This is a genomic window from Micromonospora sp. NPDC048842 (assembly GCF_040649935.1).
Classification (GTDB): Bacteria; Actinomycetota; Actinomycetes; order Mycobacteriales; family Micromonosporaceae; genus Micromonospora; species Micromonospora hortensis.
Genome location: NZ_JBEZGK010000021.1, coordinates 79010 through 100704 on the forward strand (window position 1 = coordinate 79010; position 21695 = coordinate 100704).

General features: G+C 72.9%; 18 protein-coding genes. 2 read left to right on the forward strand and 16 right to left on the reverse strand.

Going from position 1 to position 21695, the window contains the following annotated elements:
- Positions 1 to 32: 32 nt before the first annotated feature.
- From cmk to ald, 7 genes are all read right to left on the reverse strand, one after another.
- The gene (gene cmk / locus AB0C19_RS25395; RefSeq protein WP_357189313.1) at positions 33 to 713 is read right to left on the reverse strand and encodes a (d)CMP kinase; all 681 of its coding nucleotides are present in this window, start codon (positions 711 to 713) and stop codon (positions 33 to 35) included.
- Positions 714 to 908: 195 nt separating this feature from the next.
- Positions 909 to 1679: a pseudouridine synthase gene (locus tag AB0C19_RS25400; RefSeq protein WP_210784817.1), complete on the reverse strand. Its 771-nt coding sequence runs from the start codon at positions 1677 to 1679 to the stop codon at positions 909 to 911.
- Positions 1666 to 2772, reverse strand: coding sequence for an SMC-Scp complex subunit ScpB (scpB, locus tag AB0C19_RS25405; protein ID WP_357189316.1), 1107 nt, complete (start codon positions 2770 to 2772; stop codon positions 1666 to 1668). The genes AB0C19_RS25400 and scpB overlap by 14 nt, the downstream gene beginning before the upstream one ends.
- Positions 2765 to 3832, reverse strand: coding sequence for a segregation/condensation protein A (locus AB0C19_RS25410; RefSeq protein WP_357189318.1), 1068 nt, complete (start codon positions 3830 to 3832; stop codon positions 2765 to 2767). Before AB0C19_RS25410 ends, scpB begins: the two co-directional genes overlap by 8 nt.
- A 41-nt stretch (positions 3833 to 3873) precedes the next feature.
- Positions 3874 to 4797 (reverse strand): AAA family ATPase, encoded by a 924-nt coding sequence (locus AB0C19_RS25415; RefSeq protein WP_030487987.1) that lies wholly within the window; start codon positions 4795 to 4797, stop codon positions 3874 to 3876.
- 179 nt (positions 4798 to 4976) lie between these two features.
- Positions 4977 to 5942, reverse strand: coding sequence for a site-specific tyrosine recombinase XerD (locus AB0C19_RS25420; RefSeq protein ID WP_357189320.1), 966 nt, complete (start codon positions 5940 to 5942; stop codon positions 4977 to 4979).
- Between the two features lie 38 nt (positions 5943 to 5980).
- Positions 5981 to 7096, reverse strand: coding sequence for an alanine dehydrogenase (gene ald, locus AB0C19_RS25425; RefSeq protein WP_357189322.1), 1116 nt, complete (start codon positions 7094 to 7096; stop codon positions 5981 to 5983).
- A gap of 292 nt (positions 7097 to 7388) precedes the next feature.
- Here ald and AB0C19_RS25430 point away from each other — a divergent pair, with 292 nt between their 5' ends.
- Positions 7389 to 7664 (forward strand): TM2 domain-containing protein, encoded by a 276-nt coding sequence (locus AB0C19_RS25430; RefSeq protein ID WP_357189324.1) that lies wholly within the window; start codon positions 7389 to 7391, stop codon positions 7662 to 7664.
- Between the two features lie 85 nt (positions 7665 to 7749).
- On the opposite strand, the gene AB0C19_RS25435 is transcribed toward AB0C19_RS25430, so the two are convergent.
- From AB0C19_RS25435 to recN, 9 genes are all read right to left on the reverse strand, one after another.
- Positions 7750 to 8355: an NUDIX hydrolase gene (locus tag AB0C19_RS25435; RefSeq protein ID WP_357189326.1), complete on the reverse strand. Its 606-nt coding sequence runs from the start codon at positions 8353 to 8355 to the stop codon at positions 7750 to 7752.
- Positions 8356 to 8398: 43 nt separating this feature from the next.
- Positions 8399 to 10150: a CTP synthase gene (locus AB0C19_RS25440; RefSeq protein WP_091407255.1), complete on the reverse strand. Its 1752-nt coding sequence runs from the start codon at positions 10148 to 10150 to the stop codon at positions 8399 to 8401.
- 163 nt (positions 10151 to 10313) lie between these two features.
- Complete coding sequence (locus AB0C19_RS25445; RefSeq protein WP_357189329.1) at positions 10314 to 12728, reverse strand: hypothetical protein; 2415 nt, start codon at positions 12726 to 12728, stop codon at positions 10314 to 10316.
- Positions 12728 to 13897 carry a glycosyltransferase family 4 protein gene (locus AB0C19_RS25450; RefSeq protein ID WP_357189331.1) on the reverse strand — a complete coding sequence of 390 codons (1170 nt, stop codon included), beginning with the start codon at positions 13895 to 13897 and terminating at the stop codon, positions 12728 to 12730. Before AB0C19_RS25450 ends, AB0C19_RS25445 begins: the two co-directional genes overlap by 1 nt.
- Positions 13894 to 15582, reverse strand: a complete 1689-nt coding sequence (locus AB0C19_RS25455; protein ID WP_357189333.1) for a lipid II flippase MurJ — start codon at positions 15580 to 15582, stop codon at positions 13894 to 13896. The genes AB0C19_RS25450 and AB0C19_RS25455 overlap by 4 nt, the downstream gene beginning before the upstream one ends.
- 1 nt (position 15583) lies before the next feature.
- A complete protein-coding gene (locus AB0C19_RS25460; RefSeq protein WP_357189335.1) occupies positions 15584 to 16450 on the reverse strand; it encodes a hypothetical protein in 867 nt (288 codons plus the stop codon).
- Positions 16451 to 16517: 67 nt separating this feature from the next.
- Positions 16518 to 17462, reverse strand: a complete 945-nt coding sequence (locus AB0C19_RS25465; protein WP_124854822.1) for a copper transporter — start codon at positions 17460 to 17462, stop codon at positions 16518 to 16520.
- A 27-nt stretch (positions 17463 to 17489) separates the two neighbouring features.
- The gene (steA, locus tag AB0C19_RS25470; RefSeq protein ID WP_091407271.1) at positions 17490 to 18668 is read right to left on the reverse strand and encodes a putative cytokinetic ring protein SteA; all 1179 of its coding nucleotides are present in this window, start codon (positions 18666 to 18668) and stop codon (positions 17490 to 17492) included.
- 119 nt (positions 18669 to 18787) lie between these two features.
- Positions 18788 to 20545 (reverse strand): DNA repair protein RecN, encoded by a 1758-nt coding sequence (recN, locus tag AB0C19_RS25475; protein WP_357189360.1) that lies wholly within the window; start codon positions 20543 to 20545, stop codon positions 18788 to 18790.
- An 89-nt stretch (positions 20546 to 20634) separates the two neighbouring features.
- On the opposite strand from recN, the gene AB0C19_RS25480 reads away from it, so the two are divergent.
- Positions 20635 to 21654 carry a helix-turn-helix domain-containing protein gene (locus tag AB0C19_RS25480; RefSeq protein WP_357189338.1) on the forward strand — a complete coding sequence of 340 codons (1020 nt, stop codon included), beginning with the start codon at positions 20635 to 20637 and terminating at the stop codon, positions 21652 to 21654.
- The last annotated feature ends 41 nt before the right edge of the window (positions 21655 to 21695 follow it).

Here is a 21695-nt window from a genome sequence, read left to right on the forward strand (position 1 = left end):
ACTGATCCCGATGATTCGCTCGCTGCGCTCGCTCATGCCACGCCCCGCTCGGTGAGCATCTCGCGCAGCCGCGCCACGACCTCGTCGATGCCCAGCTCGGTGGTGTCCAGCACCACCGCGTCGGGCGCCTGGGCCAGCGGGTTGACCTTGCGGGTCGAGTCGAGGCGGTCCCGCCGGGCCAGATCCGCGGCCGTGGCCGCCACGTCGGCGGCGTCCTCGGCGCTGCGCCGGGCGGCACGGGCCGCCTCGGAGGCGGTCAGGAAGACCTTCAGGTCAGCGTCCGGCGCGACGACCGAGCCGATGTCGCGACCCTCGACCACCATCCGACGAGCGTTGGCGATCATCTCGCGTTGCCGGGCGACGAGCAGCTCGCGGACAGCCGGCACGGCGGCGACGGCGGATACCGCCCCGGTCACCTCCGGGCCCCGGATATCCGCGTCCACGCCCACGCCGTCGACGGTCACGGCGTACCCCTGCGGGTGGGTGCCGATGTGCAGCTTGACCTCGCTGGCGACCTTGGCCACCGACGCGGCGTCGGCGAGGTCCACGCCGGAGCGCAACACGGCAAACGTGATCGCCCGGTACATCGCCCCGGTGTCCAGGTAGCGCGCACCGATCGCGACGGCGAGCCGCCGCGACACGGTGGACTTACCCGAGCCGGACGGCCCGTCCACAGCGACCACACATCGCCCGGTCCGTACGTTTTCCTCCACCGTGTCCTCCTCAGCCCGTACCTCACGGATCGCCCGGTGATCTGGCGCCGCAAGCGGTTGTCAATCGTCATCAATCATGCCCGGGCCCATTGGCGGACCCGCGCGCGACGCCGCCGGAGGCGACCCACGCCACCCGGGCGGCCGCGTCCCGGCCATCGGTGGAGCCTACCGGCTGCCGTACCCCGAACTCGGGGGTCAGTCACCCACCACGTTGAACAGGGCGGCGACCTCGGCGTTGGTCAGCCGCCGGATCCGTCCGGTCCGCAGGTCACCGAGCCGAATCGGCCCGATCGAGGTACGGACCAGCCGGGTGACCGGGTGACCGACCTCATCCATCAGCCGCCGGACGATGTGCTTGCGCCCCTCGTGCAGGCTCAGTTCCACCTGGGCGGATTTGCCGAGAGTGTCGACCACCTTGAACGAGTCGACTTTGACCGGCCCGTCCTCCAGCTCGACGCCGGCCAGCAGCCGCTTGCTCAGGTTGCGCGGGATCGGCCCGACCACCTCGGCGAGGTACGTCTTGAGCACCTGGTACGAGGGGTGCATGAGCTTGTGCGCGAGGGTGCCGTCGTTGGTGAGCAGCAGCAGGCCCTCACTGTCCGCGTCGAGCCGACCGACGTGGTAGACCCGCTGCTCCAGCCGGGCGCCGATGAAGTCGGCCAGCTCGTTACGTCCCTTTTCGTCCGCCATGGTGGTAACCACCCCACGCGGCTTGTTCATCGCCACGTAGACCAGGCGAATGTCGACCTGGAGGCGCTCCCCGTCCACGTGGATCACGGAGGTGGCCGGGTCGACCTTGTCACCGAGCTTGGCGACCCGCCCGTCCACCGTGACCCGGCGGCGGAAGATCAGGTCTTCGCAGGCACGCCGGGAACCCACGCCGGCGGCGGCGAGCACCTTCTGCAGGCGCTCAGCCCCCTCGTAGACGGGCGCGTCGGCTTTGGGGGAACGGTTATCGGGTCGCATCAGCAAGCTCTTCTACGTCGTCGGGCAGGAAGGGTGCGAGGGGCGGCAGCTCGTCGACAGTGTTCAGCCCGAGCTTCTCCAGGAACAACGTGGTGGTCCGGTAGAGGAACGCCCCGCTGTCCGTTTCGGTGCCGCACTCCTCGATGAGGCCACGGGTGACCAGCGTACGGATGACCCCGTCGCAGTTCACACCCCGGATGGCTGAGATTCGCGAACGGGTCACCGGCTGCTTGTACGCAACCACGGCGAGCGTCTCCAGCGCCGCCTGGGTCAGCCGCACGGACTGCCCGTCCAACACGAACCGCTCAACGTACGTAGCGTATTCCGGCCGGGTGTACAGCCGCCACCCGCCGGCCGCCCGGCGCAGCTCGAACCCGTGCCCGGCCGCTGTGTAACCGGCGGCGATCTCGTCGAGCATCGGCCCGACCCGTTCGGCGGGTTGCTCCAGCACCTGCGCCAGCACCAGCTCGCTGACCGGCTCGTCGACGACCAGCAGGATCGCCTCCAACGCGCCGCGCAACTCGGGGTCGGACAGCTCGGGCGCGGGCTCCGGCGCGACAGGCGCCCGCCGCCGCCCCGCCAGCTGCCGCCGGGGTACGCCCCCAGCGCCACCCGACTCCCCCACCGTGGCGTCCGTCACCCCACCGAGGTCCGGCCCCACCCCGTCCGGGGTCGCCTCACCGCGATCTGGCTCACCCTGGCCCACCTCGTCCGAGGCCACCTCAACGGGATCGGACCCACCCGGGGCCACCTCGGCAGGCTCTGGCCCGCCGGCAGCGACCTCGACAGGGCCTGGCCCGTCTGCGGCCACCTCGACAGGGCCTGCTCCACCCGGGCTCACGCCGTCTGGGCCCCGCTCATCCGGGTCACCCTGCGCGGAAGCCGACGCGACCACGTCCGACTCGGCGAAGTTGGCGGCAGCGTCGGATTCCGGTCGGGGCGCTGCCGCTTTGGGTTCTTCGGTCTCCGGTGGTGCGGCTGACTCGTCCGGCTCCGTGGGGGTGTCGGTGGCGGACGGGCGGGGGCGGTCCCACGGGGGCACCCAGGCGGCGGCCTGGTCGGCCAGCGAGTCCCGACGTTGCTCGTCACTCATCCCGCGCACCCTCCGTCGTTCCCGTCCCGTCCGACCCGCCGGCCTCCCGCGTCGGCACAGGGTCAGCCCCCGCCGGCCCAGGTTCTGCCCCCACCGGCTCAGGCGCACTCCCCGCAGGCTCGGCCCCCGCAGGCTCAGCCCTCGCCGGCTCAAGCTCAGCCCCCGCCAGTTCAGGTTCAGGCCCAGGTGACTCCGGGTCGGCCGGGGTGCCGGCGTACTCGTCGACGTGCAGCTCGGTGTCGGCGTCGACCGGGCCGGTCCAGCGCACTGTCAGCTCCTCCAGGGCCTGCTCCTGCACGAACGACACCAGGCCCTCCCGGTACAGCTCCAGCAACGCGAGGAACCGGGCCACCACCTCCAGGGTGGCCTCGCAGTCCGCGCAGAGCAGCGAAAACGTGGCGGTGCCGGCCCGGCGCAGCCGGGCGGCGAGGATCGCCGCGTGTTCCCGGACACTGACCCGGACCATGTGCACGTGGGCGATGGAGACCTCCGGCACCGGCTTCGGGGTCATCGCCTTCACGGCCAGCTTCAGCAGCCGCTGGGGGCCGATGCCGAGCACCAGATCGGGCAGCGCCTCGGCGTAGCGGGCCTCCAGGCTGACCGCACGCGGATAGCGTCGGCCGCCCACGGCCTCCAGCTCGGCGATGTGCGCCGCCGCCTCCTTGTACGCCTTGTACTGCAACAGCCGGGCGAAGAGCAGGTCCCGTGCCTCCAGCAGGGCGAGGTCGGCCTCGTCCTCCACCTCGGCGGCGGGCAGCAGCCGGGCCGCCTTCAGGTCGAGCAGGGTCGCGGCGATGAGCAGGAACTCGCTGGCCTCGTCCAGGTCCCAGTTGTCGCCCATCGCCCTGATGTAGGCGATGAACTCGTCGGTGACCGTGTGCAGGGCCACCTCGGTGACGTCGAGTTTGTGCTTGCCGATCAGTTGCAGCAGCAGGTCGAACGGGCCGGTGAAGTTGGCCAGCCGCACCGTGAAGCCGGTGGCAGCCGGGTCAGCGGGCTGCACACCGTCGACCACTGCCGCGTCGGCGGTCTGGGGCGGGTCGAGGGGTGGCGCGGTCACCGGACGACCGTAGTCCACGAGGCGGGCAATGGGCGTTCCGGCTACCGCTCCGACTGGGCGGCGATCACCTCGCGGGCCAGTTGACGGTAGTTACGTGCCCCGGAGGAGGCCGGGTCCATCGTCGTGATGGGGGCACCGGCCACGGTGGACTCGGGGAACTTCACCGTCTTGGTGATGACCGTCTGGTAGACCTTGTCGCCGAACGCCTCCACCACCCGTTGGAGGACCTGGCGGCAGTGCGTGGTGCGGCTGTCGTACATGGTGGCGAGGATGCCTTCGAGCTCCAGGTCGAAGTTGAGTCGCTCGCGCACCTTGTCGATGGTGTCCAGCAGCAGTGCCACACCGCGCAGGCTGAAGAACTCGCACTCCAGAGGGATGAGCACGCCGTGCGCGACGGTCAGCGCGTTGATCGCCAGCAGGCCGAGTGACGGCTGGCAGTCGATCAGGATGTAGTCGTACTCCTTGCGGACCGTGCGCAGGACCCGGGCGAGGGCCATCTCCCGGGCGACCTCGTTGACGAGCTGGATCTCGGCGGCGGAGAGGTCGATGTTGGCCGGCAGCAGGTGCAACCCCGCGACGTCGGTCTTGATGACGACGTCCTCGGCGATGATGTCGTCCTGCATGAGCAGGTTGTAGATGGACAGGTCGAGGTTGTGCGGGTTGACGCCCAGGCCCACCGAGAGCGCGCCCTGCGGGTCGAAGTCGACGAGCAGCACCTTGCGGCCGTACTCCGCGAGCGCGGCGCCCAGGTTGATGGTGGTGGTCGTCTTACCGACGCCACCCTTCTGGTTGGCCATCGCGATGATGCGCGCGGGGCCGTGCCGATCGGTGGGCATCGGCTCCGGGATGGGCTTGCGCATCGTGTAGGCAGCCGGGTCCGCAGGACCCAGGTCCGCGCCGAGCGTGGCCTGCTGCTCGCGGAGCTCCGACGTCCAGGTCTCGGCACGGTCACCGTTGCCAGCCATGTGCTCGTTGCCCCCTCCCGACGACCCACCCGGCGTCGGAGCCGTCCGACGTCCTTCGCGGCGCCGCTGCGCACCCCGGTCGTGTCGCTCCAGGAGGTCCGCGCCGATGCCGACTGTACGCCACCGACCAGCAGGGGGTTCGGCACCGGCCCGGCGTGTCGGCGTCGACAGCGACCGGTTCAACCCTGGGCGCGGGGATGCGCGGTCGCGTACACCTCGCGCAACCGCTCCACGGTGACCAACGTGTAGACCTGGGTGGTGGTCACCGACGCGTGGCCGAGCAGCTCCTGGACCACCCGGACGTCGGCGCCGCCGTCGAGCAGATGGGTGGCGTAGGAGTGGCGCAGGGTGTGCGGGGAGACCGCTGCCGGCCCGTCGACGGGCAGCCCGGCCCGGTCGGCGGCGCGGCGCAGGATGCCCCAGGCGCCCTGGCGGGACAACGCGCCGCCGCGGGCGTTGAGGAACACCGCCGGGGTGCCGCGGCCGGCGGCGGCCAGCCCGGGACGGGCCCGGACCAGGTAGGCGCGCACGGCGTCGACGGCGTACCCGCCGATGGGCACCAGCCGCACCCGGCCGCCCTTGCCGCGCAGCAGCGCCGTGCCGTCGTCGGTGTCGAGGTCGTCCACGGCGGCGCCGACCGCTTCGGAGATGCGCGCGCCGGTGCCGTACAGGAACTCCAGCAGCGCCCGGTCGCGCAGCGCGAGGGGCGCGTCGTCGCCGGTCGCGGTGATCGGGCCGGCGGTCTCCAACAGCCGGACCACGTCGTCGACAGGGAGCGCCCGGGGCAGCCGCCGGGGCGGCGTGGGCGGGCGGACGTCGCGGCTCGGGTCGACGCCGGCCAGGCCCTCGCGCAAGGCGAAGCGGTGCAGGCCCCGCACCGCGCTGGCCGCGCGGGCGGCGGAGGAGACGGCGAGGGGCGGGTGCGCGTCGTCGCCGGCGCGCAGCCGCGCCAGGTGCGACTCGACGAGGCCGGCGCCGACCGACGCGAGGTCGGTGACGCCGGCATCGGCCAGGGTGGCGAGATAGCGGTCCAGATCCCGACGGTACGAGGCGAGCGTGTTCGCGGAGAGGCCACGTTCGACGGTCAGGTGGTCGAGGTAACCGCGAACGGCACGGCGCAGCGCCGGCGTGGGTGCGGTGCCCACGCCGGCGGAGTCCGTGCCGCTGGTCAGCCCGCCACCGTTCAGGCCAGTGCGTCGGCCAGCGGGAGCACGTCCATGCCGTGCGCCTCGGCGACCGGGCCGTAGGTGACCTGCCCGGCGTGGGTGTTGAGGCCCAGCGCCAGCGCCGGGTCGTTGCGCAGCGCGTCGCGCCAGCCCTGGTTGGCCAGCTCGAGGGCGTACGGCAGTGTGACGTTGGTCAGCGCGTACGTGCTGGTGTTCGGCACCGCGCCGGGCATGTTCGCGACGCAGTAGAAGATCGACTCGTGCACCTTGTAGACCGGGTCGGCGTGCGTGGTGGGGCGCGAGTCCTCGAAGCAGCCGCCCTGGTCGATGGCGATGTCGACGAGCACGCTGCCCGGCTTCATCCGGGAGACCAGCTCGTTGGAGATCAGCGTCGGGGCCTTCGTGCCGGGCACCAGCACCGCGCCGATGACCAGGTCGGCGTCGAGCACGGCGCGCTCGACCTCGTAGGCGTTGGACGCGACGGTCTGCAGGTGGCCCCGGTAGATGGCGTCGGCCTGCCGCAGCCGGGCGACGTTCTTGTCCAGCAGCAGCACCTCGGACTGTAGGCCCAGTGCGATGGCGGCGGCGTTCATGCCGGAGACGCCGGCGCCGATGACCACGGTCTTGGCCGCGTACACGCCGGAGACACCGCCGGGCAGCACACCGCGCCCGCCGCCGGTGCGCATCATGTAGAAGGCGCCCATCTGCGGGGCGAGCCGGCCGGCCACCTCGGACATCGGGGCGAGCAGCGGCAGCGACCGGTCGGGCAGCTCGACGGTCTCGTACGCGATGCCGGTGACCCGGCGGTCGATGAGCGCGTCGGTGCACTCCTTGGAGGCGGCCAGGTGCAGGTAAGTGAAGAGCACCTGCCCCTCGCGCATCCGGTGGTACTCCTCGGCGATCGGCTCCTTGACCTTGAGCACCAGCTCGGCGGTCTCCCACACCTCGTCGGCGGTGGTGAGGATCGTCGCGCCGGCGGCGGCGAACTCCTCGTCGGTGATGCTGGAGCCAACCCCGGCGCCGGACTCGACGAAGACCTGGTGGCCGCTGCGGGTGAACTCGTTGACACCCGCTGGCGTGATCGCCACGCGGTACTCGTGGTTCTTGACCTCGCGTGGGATTCCGACCTTCACGATGCAGACACCTCTCTTCGGGGCTGCTCTCCCCCGACTGCTCGGTGCCACGACGGCCCCTTTGCCATCGCGGTACACCGGTCCTGCGGCGGCAGTCTAGGCGCGCCCGGCGCCGCCGCGAGCCAGCACAGTGGCATCCGGTGCCCGGGTGTCCTGACGATGTGTCAGGGCACCGCCGGGATTCAGCGGTCGAGCGTCACCTCAGCCGACAGGACAGTGTTTCACCATTATCGTCCCATCTGCCGGGCGGCGGTGCGGACAGCCGGCGAGTGGATCACTAGTGTGTCCGCCCATGACCACTCCTCCTTACCAGCCCGGTTACCCCCAGCCGGGGTACCCCCAGGGCGTCTCCGACAAGAGCAAGATCGTCGCGGGCGTCCTCGGCATCCTGCTCGGCACCTTCGGTGCCGGTCGGTTCTACACCGGACACACCAAGATCGCCGTTCTTCAGCTCGTCGTGAGCCTGGTGACCTGCGGCCTCGGCGCTTTCTGGGGCCTCATCGACGGCATCCTCATCCTGGTCAACGGCGGCACGGACGCGCAGGGCCGTCCGCTGCGCGACTCCTAGAGCAGACAGCGAAAGGGGCCCCGCGGCTGACCGCGGGGCCCCTTTTCGTGCGTACTCCCCCACCGGGCTGGACCGGCGGCGACGCTCAGCGCGGCAGCGGCGCGTCCGCCCGACGCAGAGACGTGAAGCCGGTGTCCCGGGCGCGGGCCGCGGCCAGCAGCCCGGCCACCGCGGACGCGTTGGTGATCTCACCGGCCAGGACCATGGCGACCGCCTCGTCCAGGTCGATCCGGACGACCTGGAGGTCGGCCTCCTCGTCGTGGCGCTCGTGCCGCTCGTCGGCCGGCACGTCGGCGAGGTCGCGGGCCAGGAACACCCGCACGATCTCGTTGGTGAACCCCGGCGAGCTGTGCAGGTCCACCAGCACGTCGACCCGCGCGGCGGTGAGGTCGGCCTCCTCGGCCAACTCCCGTAGCGCGGCCACCGGCAACTCCTCGCCGGAGACGTCCATCAGACCGGCCGGCAGCTCCCACAGGTGCCGCCCGACCGGGTGCCGGTACTGCCGGATCAACACCACCTGGCCGGCGTCGTCGAGCGCCACCACTGCCACCGCCCCGACGTGCCGGACGAGGTCCCGCAGCCCGGTCCCACCGCCCGGCATGGTCACCTCCTCGGTGACCACGTCGAAGATCCGCCCCCGGTACCGCTCCTCCCGGGAACGCACCTCGTAGCGGTGCTCAAGGTTGCTCACGCCGCCGCCTCGCTGCGCCCGACAACGCTGCTGGTTCGCTCGCTCACGAGGCCGACGACGCCTTCGTCGCGGCGCCGTTGCGGGCGGCCTTACGCGTCGTCGGGGCCTCCGCCGCCGCGTCCAGATCGACCGGAAGCTGGTCGGCCTGCGAGTACGCCACCGCCGCCTTGACGAACGAGGCGAACAGCGGGTGCGGGCGGGTCGGGCGGCTCTTCAACTCGGGGTGCGCCTGGGTGGCCACGAAGAACGGGTGCAGACTCCGGTCCAGTTCGATGAACTCGACCAGCCGGCCGTCCGGCGAGGTGCCGGAGATGTGCAGGCCCGCCTTCGTCAGCGCGTCCCGGTAGGCGTTGTTCACCTCGTACCGGTGCCGGTGCCGCTCGCTGATCTCGGTGCTGCCGTACGCCTCGGCGACGATCGAGCCCTCGGTCAACGTCGCCGGGTACGCGCCCAGCCGCATGGTGCCGCCCAGGTCACCCCGACCGGCGACGATGTCCTCCTGGTCGGCCATCGTGGCGATGACCGGGTGCGCCGCCTGCTCGTCGAACTCCAACGAGTTGGCGCCGTCCAGGTCGGCCAGGTGCCGGGCCACCTCGATGGTCATGCACTGCAGACCGAGGCAGAGGCCCAGCAGCGGGATGCCGGCCTCACGGGCGTACCGGGCGGTGCCGATCTTGCCCTCGATGCCGCGGACGCCGAAGCCGCCGGGGATGAGGATGCCGTCCACGCCGGCCAACGCCGCCGCGGCGCCGGCCGGGGTGACGCACTCGTCGCTGGGCACCCAGCGCAACTGCACCCGGGCCCGGTGGCCGAAGCCCGCCGCCCGGATCGCCTCACTCACCGACAGGTACGCGTCAGGCAGGTCGACGTACTTGCCGACCACAGCGACGGTGACTGTGTGCCGGGGGCGGTGCACCCGCTCCAGCAGGTCGTCCCAGCTGGCCCAGTCCACGTCCCGGAAGGAGAGGCCGAGCCGGCGCACCACGTACGCGTCGAGCCCCTCCCGGTGCAGCACCTTCGGGATGTCGTAGATGCTCGGGGCGTCCGGTGCGGCGACGACCGCCTCGGCGTCCACGTCGCAGTAGAGCGACAGCTTCTCCTTGAGCTTCACCGGGATCTCCCGGTCACAGCGGAGCACTATCGCGTCCGGCTGGATACCGATGTTGCGCAGCTGCGCCACCGAGTGCTGCGTCGGCTTGGTCTTCAGCTCACCCGAGGGCGCCAGGTACGGCACCAACGAGACGTGCAGGTAGAAGCAGTTGTCGCGCCCCAGGTCGTGGCGGACCTGACGGATCGCCTCCAGAAACGGCAGCGACTCGATGTCGCCGACGGTGCCACCGACCTCGGTGATCACCACGTCGGGGACCTGGCCGTCCTCGTCCGGGTCGGCCATCGCCAGGATCCGCGACTTGATCTCGTTGGTGATGTGCGGGATGACCTGGACGGTGTCGCCCAGGTACTCGCCGCGCCGCTCCTTGGCGATCACGTCGGAGTAGATCTGACCGGTGGTGACGTTCGCCTTACCGGACAGCGCCCGGTCGAGGAACCGCTCGTAGTGCCCGACGTCGAGGTCGGTCTCGGCGCCGTCCTCGGTGACGAAGACCTCACCGTGCTGGAACGGGTTCATCGTTCCCGGGTCGACGTTCAGGTAGGGGTCGAGCTTCTGCATCACCACGCGCAACCCGCGCGCTGTCAGCAGGTTGCCGAGGCTGGAGGCGGTGAGGCCCTTACCCAGCGAGGAGGCGACGCCCCCGGTGACGAAAATGTGCCTGGTCGTCCGTGCTGATGGGGCCAAGGCCTGCTCCCGTGTCGTCTGTCGCGGTCATGCAGACCGCCGTGCTTGATCAGCAAAGTGATCACGCGATCCACGGGATTCGACGGTAACACCTCCCGGGCGGGTACCCGCAGGCCGCACCCCGCCTGCGACACCTCCGGGCCATCCGGACGAGGCCCGCCGCTCAGGACGCGGCAACCTCCGTCGATGACCGGGAGGCCTGCCGGGGCGCTACGGGCACCGTCGGCGCGGCGTCCGGCGTCGACCCGCTCGCTGTCGGCTCGGCCGGTTCGTCGGCGTCCCCGCGGGGCTCGCCCGGGGTGTCCGACGGCGGTTGGGCGACCTTCGCCGGTGCGCTCGGGGTCGGGCCGGTGATCGGACGGGGATGCACGGCGCCCAGTGGCCCACCGCCGCCGGTCGGACCGTCGCCCCCACCGACCGGGCCGACCCCGCCGGACCCCGAGTCGTCGTCGGCGCCGTTGGCCCGGGAGCGGCCCGCCACCGGGCGGGTCCGGTCCGCGGCGTGCCCGAGCACCCGCAGCGACGCCAGGGCGGCCATCGGCACCACCAGGGCGGCGGCGGCACCCATCACGTCCAGGGCCGCGCCGTCGAGCACACCACCGAGCACCGCGGCGACCACGGTGCCGGCCAGCGCGGCCCGGACCGCCGGGTAGATGCCGAACAGCCGCATCAGCCCACCCCACGGCTGCAACAGGGCGAACCACACCAGCAACCCGCCGGCCAGCGCCAGCACCGTCAGCGGGCTGTTGACCAACGTCTCGAAGTTCTCCGTGCTGGAGCGGTGCACGGCGAACCCGCCGGTGCCGTCACCGAGCGCGGAGAGGAACCGGCCCAGGCTGCCCCGCTCCGCCGCAGGGCGGCGCAGGTCCACCACGGCGAACCCGATACCGACCGCCAGTGCGGCCATGGCGGCCCAGGCCAGCCGGCTGATCGTCAACCAGCCACCGGCGCTGATCACGGCGGCGACGCTCACCCCGGCGGTGAGCGCTATCGCGCCGACCGGGTCGGCGCCCAGGTACGGGCTGCCGACCACCACCACGGCGAGGCCACCCACCGCCACCATCACCGCTGGCCGCCAGCCCCGGGGCACCCGTTGGGCGAACCAGCCGCCGGTGACCAACGCACCGGCGAGGAACACTCCCAACCCCACAGTGCTCAGCCCGGCGTACCGGCCGCCCTGCAACGCGGAGTAGCCGACCACGCTGTTGAGCTGGAGGCGGGCCCCGGTGAGCACGTCCAGCCCCACCACGAGCGTGGTGAGGCCGGCCACCGCGCCGAGCGGCCCGAGGGTGTTCGCGTACCCGGGGGCGAACCGCACCGCCGCGGTGCCGGCGGCCACCAGCAGCGCGGTAACCCCGGCGAAGATCCACCCAGGGTGCTCACCGCGCCACCAGGGCACCGCGTCGGTCAGCAGCGCCGCCGGCACCGTCAACGCCGCGGCGACCAGCAGCAGCTCCATCACCGCCACGACCCGCCCGGAGACGGGCGTCGGGCCGGCCGGGCCGGCGTGCGGACGGGCCCGGCGCAGCAGCGGCAGGATCGCGAGGGCCAGCAGCACCTGCACCCCGGCGAGCACCGCGAAGAACACCCCCGAGACGGAACGCTGGCCGGCCGCCTCCCGGTCGGCGTTCGCCGGAGCGTCGATGGCCTCGGTCAGGTCGGCGGGACGGCCGCCGGTGCTGACCGCCGGACGGCCGAGGAAGAGCCGCTCCGGCATGGGCCGGCCCAACGCGGCGAGGGCGGTCGGCGCGAGGTCGACAAGTTGCAGGTACCCGTCCCGGCCGGTGCTGGCCGAGGTGAGCCACCCCCGCTCCCAGCCCGGCCCGTCGGCGACCGCCACGTGCAGCCGGGCCGGCTGGGTGGTGTCGGAGATCCCTGCGACCAGCACCAACGACCGTGGGGGTCGCGCCGCCAGCACCCGGGCCAGCTCGGCGTCCGCCGCGCGGGCCTCCTCGGCGCGGGTGGCCGGGTCGGTCCCCTTGACAGTGCCGAGGTCGACGATGCTCAGTACACACGAGCCGAGTAGCGGCCGCGGGTCGGTCGGCAGCCCCGAGGCGTACCGGTCGACGCGGCCGAACGGTCGGGCGGCGGCCACTGCCGCGCCCGGACCCACGGCCACGGAGCACCGCACCGACTCGGACAACGAGCCGGGCATCGCGCCCCAGGGCAACCGCTGCTGGTTGTACTGGACCACGCTCTCCTGGTCGGGCAGGTTCGCGCCGATGCCGTCCGGTTGTTCCACTGTCACCGCCGCCGACGGGCAACCGTCGACAGACCGGCTGCCGTTCCACGCGGCGAAGCTGCCCGCGCCCAGTGTCAACCAGCCGTCCACCGGGCAGGTGGGCCGGTGCGCGGAACGCACCGACAGTGAGCCGATCGAGCCGTCCTGGGCCATCCGCCACAGCGTCGGGGTGCTCTGCGGATCCACGTCATCCCAGCGCAGCCCGGCGATCCCGGCGAGCACCACGAAGTCGGCGGTGCGTTGCGGGGTGCCCTGGGGTGGGCGGGCGGCGAGCGCGGTGACGCCCAGCGCCACGACGAGCACTGTCAGCAGGGCGGGGGCGATTCGGCGCAACATCACCGGTGTCCCGTTCTCGGGGCGTCGGAGCCCGGGGCGGCCGCCGGACCGCCGGGGTTCCCGGCCAGCTCGGCGTAGAGGGCGGCAAGCGTGGCGACGGTGTCCGCCTCGGTCGGCCACGTCGCCGCCCGTTCGGCGCCACGCCGGCCCAACTCCGCCCGCGCCGCCGGGTCGTCCAGCAACGCGCGTACGGCCGCGTCGACAGCGTCCACATCACCGGCGGGGACCAGCGTGGCCGCGTCGCCGACCAGGTCCGGGAGCCCGCCGACAGCGGTGGCCACCAGTGGCACGCCAGCGCGCAGCGCCTCCTGGGCGAAGAGCTGCCGCGCCTCCCAGTCGCTGGTCACCACCGCCAGATCGGCGCCGGCGAGCAGGTCGGCCACGTCGGTGCGGTGCCCCAGCAGGGTCACCGGGGCACGGGCGGCGGAGGTCCGCGCGGCGAGCGGCAGATACGCCGGCCCGCTGCCCGCGATCACCACGACCGGCGGTGGGGTACGCGTACGCCAGCGGGCCGCCGCGTCGATCAGCACGTCGTAGCGCTTCTGCGGGTGCAACCGACCGACCGAGACGATCAGCGGCTGGTCCGGGCGGACGCCGAACTCGGCGCGGACGGCCGCCGGGCGTCGACGCGGCGCGGGCAGCGCCGGCGCGGCGACCGGGGCCAGCCGGGCGTCGGCGGCACCCACCTCGGCGGCCCGTCGCACCAGGTCATCGGAGGCGCCGAGCGCCACCCGGACGCCCCGGGCGACAACCCGTTCGACGAGCCGGGACACCCCGCCCCGCAGCCCCCCGGCGAGCACCGCGTTGTGCCAGGTGACGATCACCGGGGCGGCCGGGCGGGCCAGCACCGCGACCAACCCGGCCCGCAGACCGTGCGCGTGCACCACGTCGACGTGAGCGGCGGCCAGCGCCCGGCGCAGCGCGAGCACCGCCCGCGCGTCGGCCGGCGTCGGGCTGGCCGGGATCTCCACCGGCTCGAACCGTGCACCCGCGCCGGTGAAGTCGAACTGCTCCTGAGTGGCGGCGGGCCCGCAGACCAGGACCGTGGTGCCGCCCGCGACGAGGCCACGGGCCACCGAACGGACGTGTTGGCCGACCCCGCCGGTGCTGGACGCGAGCACCAACGCGACGGTGCCCGACCAGCCGGCAGGCAGAGCTGGCTCAGTCATCGCGTCGCCGTCTCCTTCCCGTCGCCCCGCTGCGCGGAGCCCGCGCCCGGTGTCGGCGCACCGCCGGACGGCCCCCGCCGGCCCAGACGCCGCAGCACCCCGGCGAGCAGTGGCTGTACGTCCCGCCGGTCGACGAACCAGACCACGGCGAGGAACACAACCCCAACCAGAACCCCGGACAGCATGCCCTGACCGAACGCCGCCGCCGTCGTCGGGGTGCCGCCGTCCAGCTGGTCGAGCCAACGGCTGAGGCCGAACCCGGCGAGCCCGGCGAGCACACCGGCGAGGCCACCGGACGCCCCGGCCCGGGCCGCTCCCGCGAGGGCGGGACGGCCGGCGCTGCGCGACACCGCCAGGAGCAGCAGGGCGCCGAGCACCAGCATCCCCACCGAGTTCGCGGACGTCACAGCGAGCACCCGGTCCCGCAAAGGCAGCACCGCGCCGAGCAGCAGGACGACGGCCGGCACCACCAGGAAACCGACCGCCGTGGCGAGCGTCGCCGCCCGGGTCTCACCCCTGGCGTAGAGCGCCCGGGTGAGCACCGCGAAGAGGCCGTAGCCGACCAGGCCGGGGGCGTACCCGATGATCGCGGCGGCGGCGGTCGACGCGGTGTCCGACGGGAAGAAGAAGTGTCCGACCGGCCCGGCGGTCCCGATCAACGCGGCCGTGCCGAGGCAACTGAACAGGAGCACACCACGGACGGCCGGCGCCAGGGTCGTGCGGTAGGTGCGCTCGTCCCCGGCGGCCCGCGCCGCCGCCAGGGTCGGGTAGGCGGCGATGGCCAGCGGCACCGCCAGCACCGCCCACGGCAACAGGTAGACGGTCTGCGCCAGGTTGTAGACGCCCGGGTTGCTCCGCGCGCCGGCGGTGACCTGGTTCAGGCTGACGATCAGAGCGATCTGCTGGGTGGTGACGGTGACCGCGCCGGCCACCGCCAACCCGCCGACCCGGGCCCGCGCGTCGGTGGGGAACCCGAAGCCGGGCCGCAACCCGAGGTGCAACCGGCGGACCGGGATCAGCAACGACAACGACAGCACCACCACGCCGAGGGTGGTGCCGCCGGAGAGCAGCAACTCACCGCCGGGGCTCACCCCGCCGACGGTGGCGTAGCGGCCCTGTGTGACGGTGAACCCGAGGTACACGATGATGACGGTGAGGCTGGACAGCAGCGGGGCGAGCACCGGCCAGGCGAAACGGCGATGTGCCTGGAGCACCCCGGTGAGCACGATGCCGACCCCGTACAGCGGCAGTTGCGGCGCGAAGACCCGCAGCATCCGCACGCCGCTCTGCTGCTGGGCGGTGGTCAGGTGGTGGCCCAGCGACTCGACCACCGGGCCGGCGAGCAGCACCACGAGCAGCGCCAGCGGGACCAGCAGGGCCAGCGTCCAGGTCAGCAACGCACCGGTGGTCCGGGCCACGGCTGTCCGGTCGCCCGCCGCGACCGCGCCGGCGAGCAGGGGTACGACGAGGCTGGCCAGCGCTCCCCCGGCGACGATCTCGAAGATGAAGTTCGGCACCGCGTTGGCCACCACGTAGGTGCCACCGAGGTCGGTCGGCGCCAAGCTCCAGGTGAACACGGCGGTGCGGCCGAAGCCGGCGAGTCGGCTGGCCACGGTGAGGACGGCGATGAGCGCGGCTGCCCCGGCCAGCCGGCCGGCGCCGGCGAGGGGTGCCGGTCTGTTCACGTCAGTCGGCGCGTCGGCCCAGTGCGTCGAGTTCGCGGAGCCCCGGGGTCCGCTGGATCACCGCAGTGAAGCTGACCTTCTCGCTGGCGGCGGTGAGCCCGGCCAGGACGGCGAGCAGACCGGCCCGGCCGAGCGGGCCGGTCCGGGCGGCGAGCGCGACACCGAGCACCGCCCCGAGCGCGTTCGCGCCGCTGTCGCCGAGCATCACGTCCTCGGCCAGGTCGTCGCGGAGCAGGCCGGCGGCGGCGCCGGCCGCGCCCGCGGCGATCCCGCCCTGCGGGCCGCCGGTCAGCGGCGCGGCGAGCAGCAGCCCGGACTTGAGGGCGCGGCCCGGCCGCAGGTCGAGCAGGTTGAGCAGGTTGGCCGTGCCGGCGATCACGCCGGCACCGAGCAGCACGTCGACACCCCGGCCGAACGCGCCGTGCCGCTGCCGGCGCGGGTGCGCGGCGACCCGGGGGTCGGCGGCGAGCAGCGCGGCGGCACCCACTCCGGCGGCACCCACCCCGACGACCTTGACCAGACCGGCGGTGACCCGCCCCTCACGTAGCGCGGCGAGGTGACCGGCGAAGCCCTTGGCCGCCTTCTGCTCCGGCCGCGCGCCGACCACGTCGTCGTACAGGCCGACGCCGCCCGCCCCGAGACCGGCGACCAGGGCGGCCCCACCGGCGGCGCCGCCGGTGGCACCGAACGCGCCGGCGGCGGCCGCGCCGGCGGCGAGCGCCGGCCCGGCGGCCAGGCTGACCGTGCGGCCACGGAAGTTGGTGCGCTCCAACGCGGGCCCGGCCGGCGAGGTGCGCACCTCACGCAGCGCGTAGCGGGCCGCCGCGGCACCCGCGCCGGCGATCAACAGCCGGCCCAGGGCGCTCACGCCGTCACCTCGCGGGCTCGGTCACGCGCCACCTGGTCGGATCCGGACACGGGGGTACGTCGTTCGCTCACTGGGGCAGTCTAGGCAACAGGCCGGAGGCGGCGTTGTCGCCGACGCCGTACTGCCCGGCCTTCTTCTCGGTGAGCTGCTGCACCAGGGCAAGGGTTGTGACCACCTGGCCCTGCACGGTGTTGGCGTTGTCGACCGTGGAGATGGTCTGGGCGAGCACCGGGTCGCCGCGCACCACGCCGACCAGGTTGCCGCCGACGGAACCGTTGCCGGCCACCACGATCGCCCCGGTGCGGTCGAACTGCTCGGCGATCTTGACCACCGACTCGTCCCGCTTGTCGGAGTCCTTGTCGACGTACGGCTGACCGCTGACCACGACGACCGCCTCCGCCGAGGCGGTGACCTTGTTGCTGTCGGTGGTCAGGTAGCCGGCGTTGTTGTAGGCGGCGAGCACCGCCCGACGGTCGGCGTCACTGACCGGCGCGACGCCCTGGGGCCGGTCCAGCAGGACACTGGCCAGCAGCGCGCTGGAGGTTTCCACGCCGTGCCCGTTGCCCGGCAGGCCGGTGGTCTGCGCGGTCGGGCGGGCGGCGGTGACGGCCAACTCCAGCAGGTTGGAGTTGTTGTCCGGGTTGATGAACTTGTCCTGCAGGTCGACCTGGCCGGTGATGGTGGCCCCGGCCTGCTGAAGCTTCTTGAGCACGTTCTCGGTGTGGTCACGCCCGTTGGGCAGGCTGAGAACCGCTACCCGACGCGCGGTGAGGGTGCCCGGCAGGAGGATCTGGGAGGTCTCCTCGGCGAACTCCTCTTCCAGCGCGAGTTGCTTCTCCATGTTGCTGACCGTCTGACGCCACTGCTGGTTGTCCTTGCGTAGCCCGGTGACCTGCTCCTTGAGCGAGTCGGCGACCGGGCCGTTGAGGGCGGCTGTGCCGACCACCAGGCCGATCGCCAGAGCCAGGAAGACCGCGGTGAGGGACACCACGTGGTAGCGGAAGTTGATCACGCTTGCAGCCTCTTGATCGGTCGGGAACTAGAAAAGCCGGTACAGCTGGAACACGAAATTGTCCCACCACTCGGCGACCACGCCCAGGTACGCCTTCCCGACTGTCGACACGGCCACCGCGGACGCCATCGCCGCGATCGCCGACAGCACCAGCAGCAGCAGCGACGAGCCGGAGATGCTCTGCCGGTAGAGCCGGCTCACCCCCTTGGCGTCGACAAGCTTGCCGCCGACCTTCAGCCGGGTCAGGAACGTCGAGGCCATCCCGCCGCGGCCCTTGTCGAGAAACTCGACGAGGGTGGCGTGGGTGCCGACCGCGACCAGCAGCGAGGCGCCCTTTTCGTCGGCGAGCAGCATGGCCAGGTCCTCGCTGGTCGCCGCGGCCGGGAAGGTGATCGCCGGCACACCCAGGCCGTTGACCCGGGGCAGGCCGGGCGCGCGCCCGTCCGGGTACGCGTGCACGATCACCTCGGCGCCGCAGCGCAGCACGTCGTCGGTGACCGAATCCATGTCCCCGATGATCATGTCGGGGGTGTAGCCAGCCTCGACCAGGGCGTCCGCGCCGCCGTCGACGCCGATGAGCACCGGCTTGAACTCCCGGATGTACGGGCGCAGCACGTCCAGGTCGGCCTTGTAGTCGTAGCCGCGCACCACGATCAGACAGTGCCGACCCTGCATCTGGGTCTCGATGTCCGGCACCCCGACACCGTCGAGCAGCAGGTCGCGTTCCTGACGCAGGTAGTCCATCGTGTTGGCGGCGAACGCCTCCAACTGCACCGACAGACCCTCCCGGGCGTCCGCCATCGCCTTGCCGACCGACTCGGCGTCCTGAAGGCTGCCGTGGGCCACCGGCTCGTCACCGGCGAAGACCGTGTTGCCCTCGATGCGCACCTGGTCGCCCTCGCGGATGCGCTCGAAGACGCCCTCGCCCAGGTCGTCGAGGAGCGGAATGCCGGCGGCGATCAACACCTCCGGGCCGAGGTTCGGGTAACGGCCGGAGACCGAGGGCTTGGCGTTGAGCACCGCCGCGACCCCGACGGCGACGAGCGAGTCGGCCGCCACCCGGTCCAGGTCGACGTGGTCGATGACCGCGATGTCACCGGGGCGCAGCCGACCGACCAGGCGTTTCGTCCGGCGATCAAGGCGCGCGGTGCCGAGGACTCTGCCCGGTTCGGAGTTCCGGTTCCGGCGCAACGTGGGTAGACGCATCGTGACCATCCTGGCATGTGAGGCAGGCTTTTCTGTCGCGACATGCCTGAGCAGGGCCGCCTACCCAGGGAAGCACACACCGGCACAAGCCGGTGTGCTTGCGCTCACAATACGCGGCGTCACAACCGCCTTTCCTTGGCGGCCACTGCCAAAAGCTCCTCGGCGTGGGCGATACCCAGATCTGAATCGGGCAAACCCGCCAGCATGCGCGCCAACTCCCGAGCCCGCTCGGTGTCCTCCACCACCCGCACCCCGCTTGTCGTCACCGCGCCGCCGGTGTCCTTCGCCACCACCAGGTGCCGGTCGGCGAACGCGGCCACCTGCGGCAGGTGCGTGACCACCAGCACCTGATGGCTGCGGGCCAGTCGGGCCAGCCGGCGGCCGATCTCCACCGCCGCCTGCCCGCCGACCCCCGCGTCGACCTCGTCGAAGACCAACGTCGGCGGGCCACCGGAGCCGGCGAACACGACCTCGATGGCGAGCATCACCCGGGACAGCTCACCGCCGGAGGCGCCGCGCTGCAACGGCAGCGACGGCGCGCCGGGGTGGGCCAGCAACCGCAGCTCCACCTCGTCACCGCCGTCCGACGTGACACCCACCTCGACGCCGTTGACCGCAAGCGTCGGCTCGGCACGCCCGGCCGGACGGGGCAGCACCGCCACCTCGATCCGCGCGTGCGGCATCGCCAGCCCGGCCAGCTCGACGGTGACCTGGTCGGCGAAGCGGATCGCCGCCTCCTGCCGGGAGGTCGACACCCGCCCGGCCAGGTCGGCCACCTCCACGGCGAGCCGCTGGCCCTCCCGCTCCAACTCGTCGAGCACGTCGTCGGACATGTCCAGGTCGGACAGTCGGGTGCGCGCCCGATCGGCCCAGGCGATCACCCCGTCGACGTCGTCGGCGTACTTGCGGGTCAACGCGCGCAGCGCCGCCCGCCGCTCATAGACGTGCTGCAACCGGGCCGGGTCCGCGTCCAGCGTCGCCAGGTACGCCGACAGCTCCGCGGACACGTCGGTGACCAGCGTGGCCGCCTCCTCCAGGCGGGCCGCCAGCTCACCGAGCGCCGGATCGGTGCCGGACTGCGCCTCCAGGGTCCGCCGGGCGGTGCCGAGCAGCGCCGCCGCGTCCGGGGTCTCCTCGGCGGCCTCCGCACCACCGGCCACGCACTGCTGGGCGATCTGCGCGGCCGTGCGCAGGCCCTCGGCGTGCTCCAACCGCTGCGCCTCGGTCTTCAGCTCGTCGTCCTCACCGGGCTGCGGATCGACCCGGGTGATCTCGTCGAGGCCCAACCGCAGCAGGTCGGCCTCCTGGTTGCGCTCGCGGGCGTTGCGCCGACGGTCGGCCAGGTCGTCGACGACCCGACGCCATCCCGTGTACGCCTCGCGCAGCGCGTCGAGCAGCTTCTCGTGCGCGGGGCCGGCGAACCGGTCCAGTGCGGCCCGCTGCTCGGCCGGGCGCAACAACCGCAGCTGGTCGGACTGACCGTGCACCGCGACCGCCTGCTCGCCGACCTCACCGAGCATCGACACCGGCATGCTCCGGCCGCCGACGTGCGCGCGCGAACGCCCCTCCACCGTCACAGTGCGGCTCAACAGCACCGAGCCGTCCTCGTCGGGCTCGCCGCCGGCCTCGATGATCCGCGCGTGCACGGCGTCGGCGACCCGCCCGTGCAGCCGCAGCCGCCCCTCCACCACCGCACGACCGGGTTGGGCGCGGACCCGCCCGGCGTCGGCCCGGCCGCCGAAGAGCAGGCCGAGGCCGGTGACCACCATCGTCTTGCCCGCACCGGTCTCGCCGGTGATGACGTTCATGCCGCCGGTCAACGGCAGCGTGGTGTCTTCGATGACGCCCAGCCCGGTGATGCGCAGCTCTTCCAGCACAGCCACCGACAGTAGACGCGAGGCCCGACACTTGACCAGCCGACGGGCCCGGGTACGGCCCGTACCCGGCCGACGTACAGTTCTGCCCCGTGTTGGACGTGATCGGCCTGACCTCGGCTGAGGAGGAGCTCTACCGCTGCCTGCTCCAGCTCACCACGGCCCGCATCGACGAGTTGGCCGGCCGCCTGCACCGACCCCGTGAGCAGGTCGTCGCCCAGGTCGAGGCACTGCGCGGCAAGGGCCTCGTGCAGCGCAGCGACAACGACCCGGATGCCCCGCTGCGCCCGACCGCCCCGGACGTCGCCCTCGGCGGGACGCTGCTGCGGCGTCAGGAGGACCTGGAGTCGGCCCGCCGACTGGTCACCCAACTGGCCGAGGAGTACCGCTCCGGACTGCGCCGACACCACGTCGACCACCTGGTCGAGGTGATCACCGGCGCCCGGGTTCTTCGGGACCGCCTGCGCGACCTGCAGAACTCGGCGCGTACCGAGGTGCTCTGGTTCTGCCGGGCCAATCCCCTCGCCATGGCCGGCCCGGAGAATGTCGAGGAGTTCGACGCGCTGGCCCGTGGGGTGAGCTACCGGGCCATCTACGAGCGTGACCTGCTGCTGGAGCCGGGCGCGTTGGCCGACCTGGCCAAGGGGGTCGCCGCCGGGGAGCAGGCCCGCGTCCTGGACCGGCTGCCGGTCCGACTGGCCATCGTGGACGCCCGCACGGCCATCTGCCCGCTGGTGCCCGACCGCGACGGCGGCGAACCGAGCGCCGCCGTGATCGGCCGCAGCCAACTGCTCGACGCGCTGCTCGCCCTCTTCGAGAGCCACTGGCGGGTAGCCACCCGACTGCGCCTCGACGACCCCCTCGCCGTCGCGGCCCCCGAGACTCGACGGCCGGAACCCGCCGACCAGCCGGGCGACGGCTACCAGCCCGACGCCGACGAGGCCCGGCTGCTGTCGCTGTTCGTGGCGGGCGTACCGGACAAGTCCATCGCCTCACAGCTCGGGGTGAGCCGACGGACAGTGCAACGGCGCATCGCCGACCTGATGGCCGCCGCCGGCGTGGACACCCGGCCCGGGTTGGCGTTCCAGGTGGCCCGACGCGGCTGGCTCTGACGCGTCAGGGTCCGCCGTCGACCGACGGCGGACCCTGAACC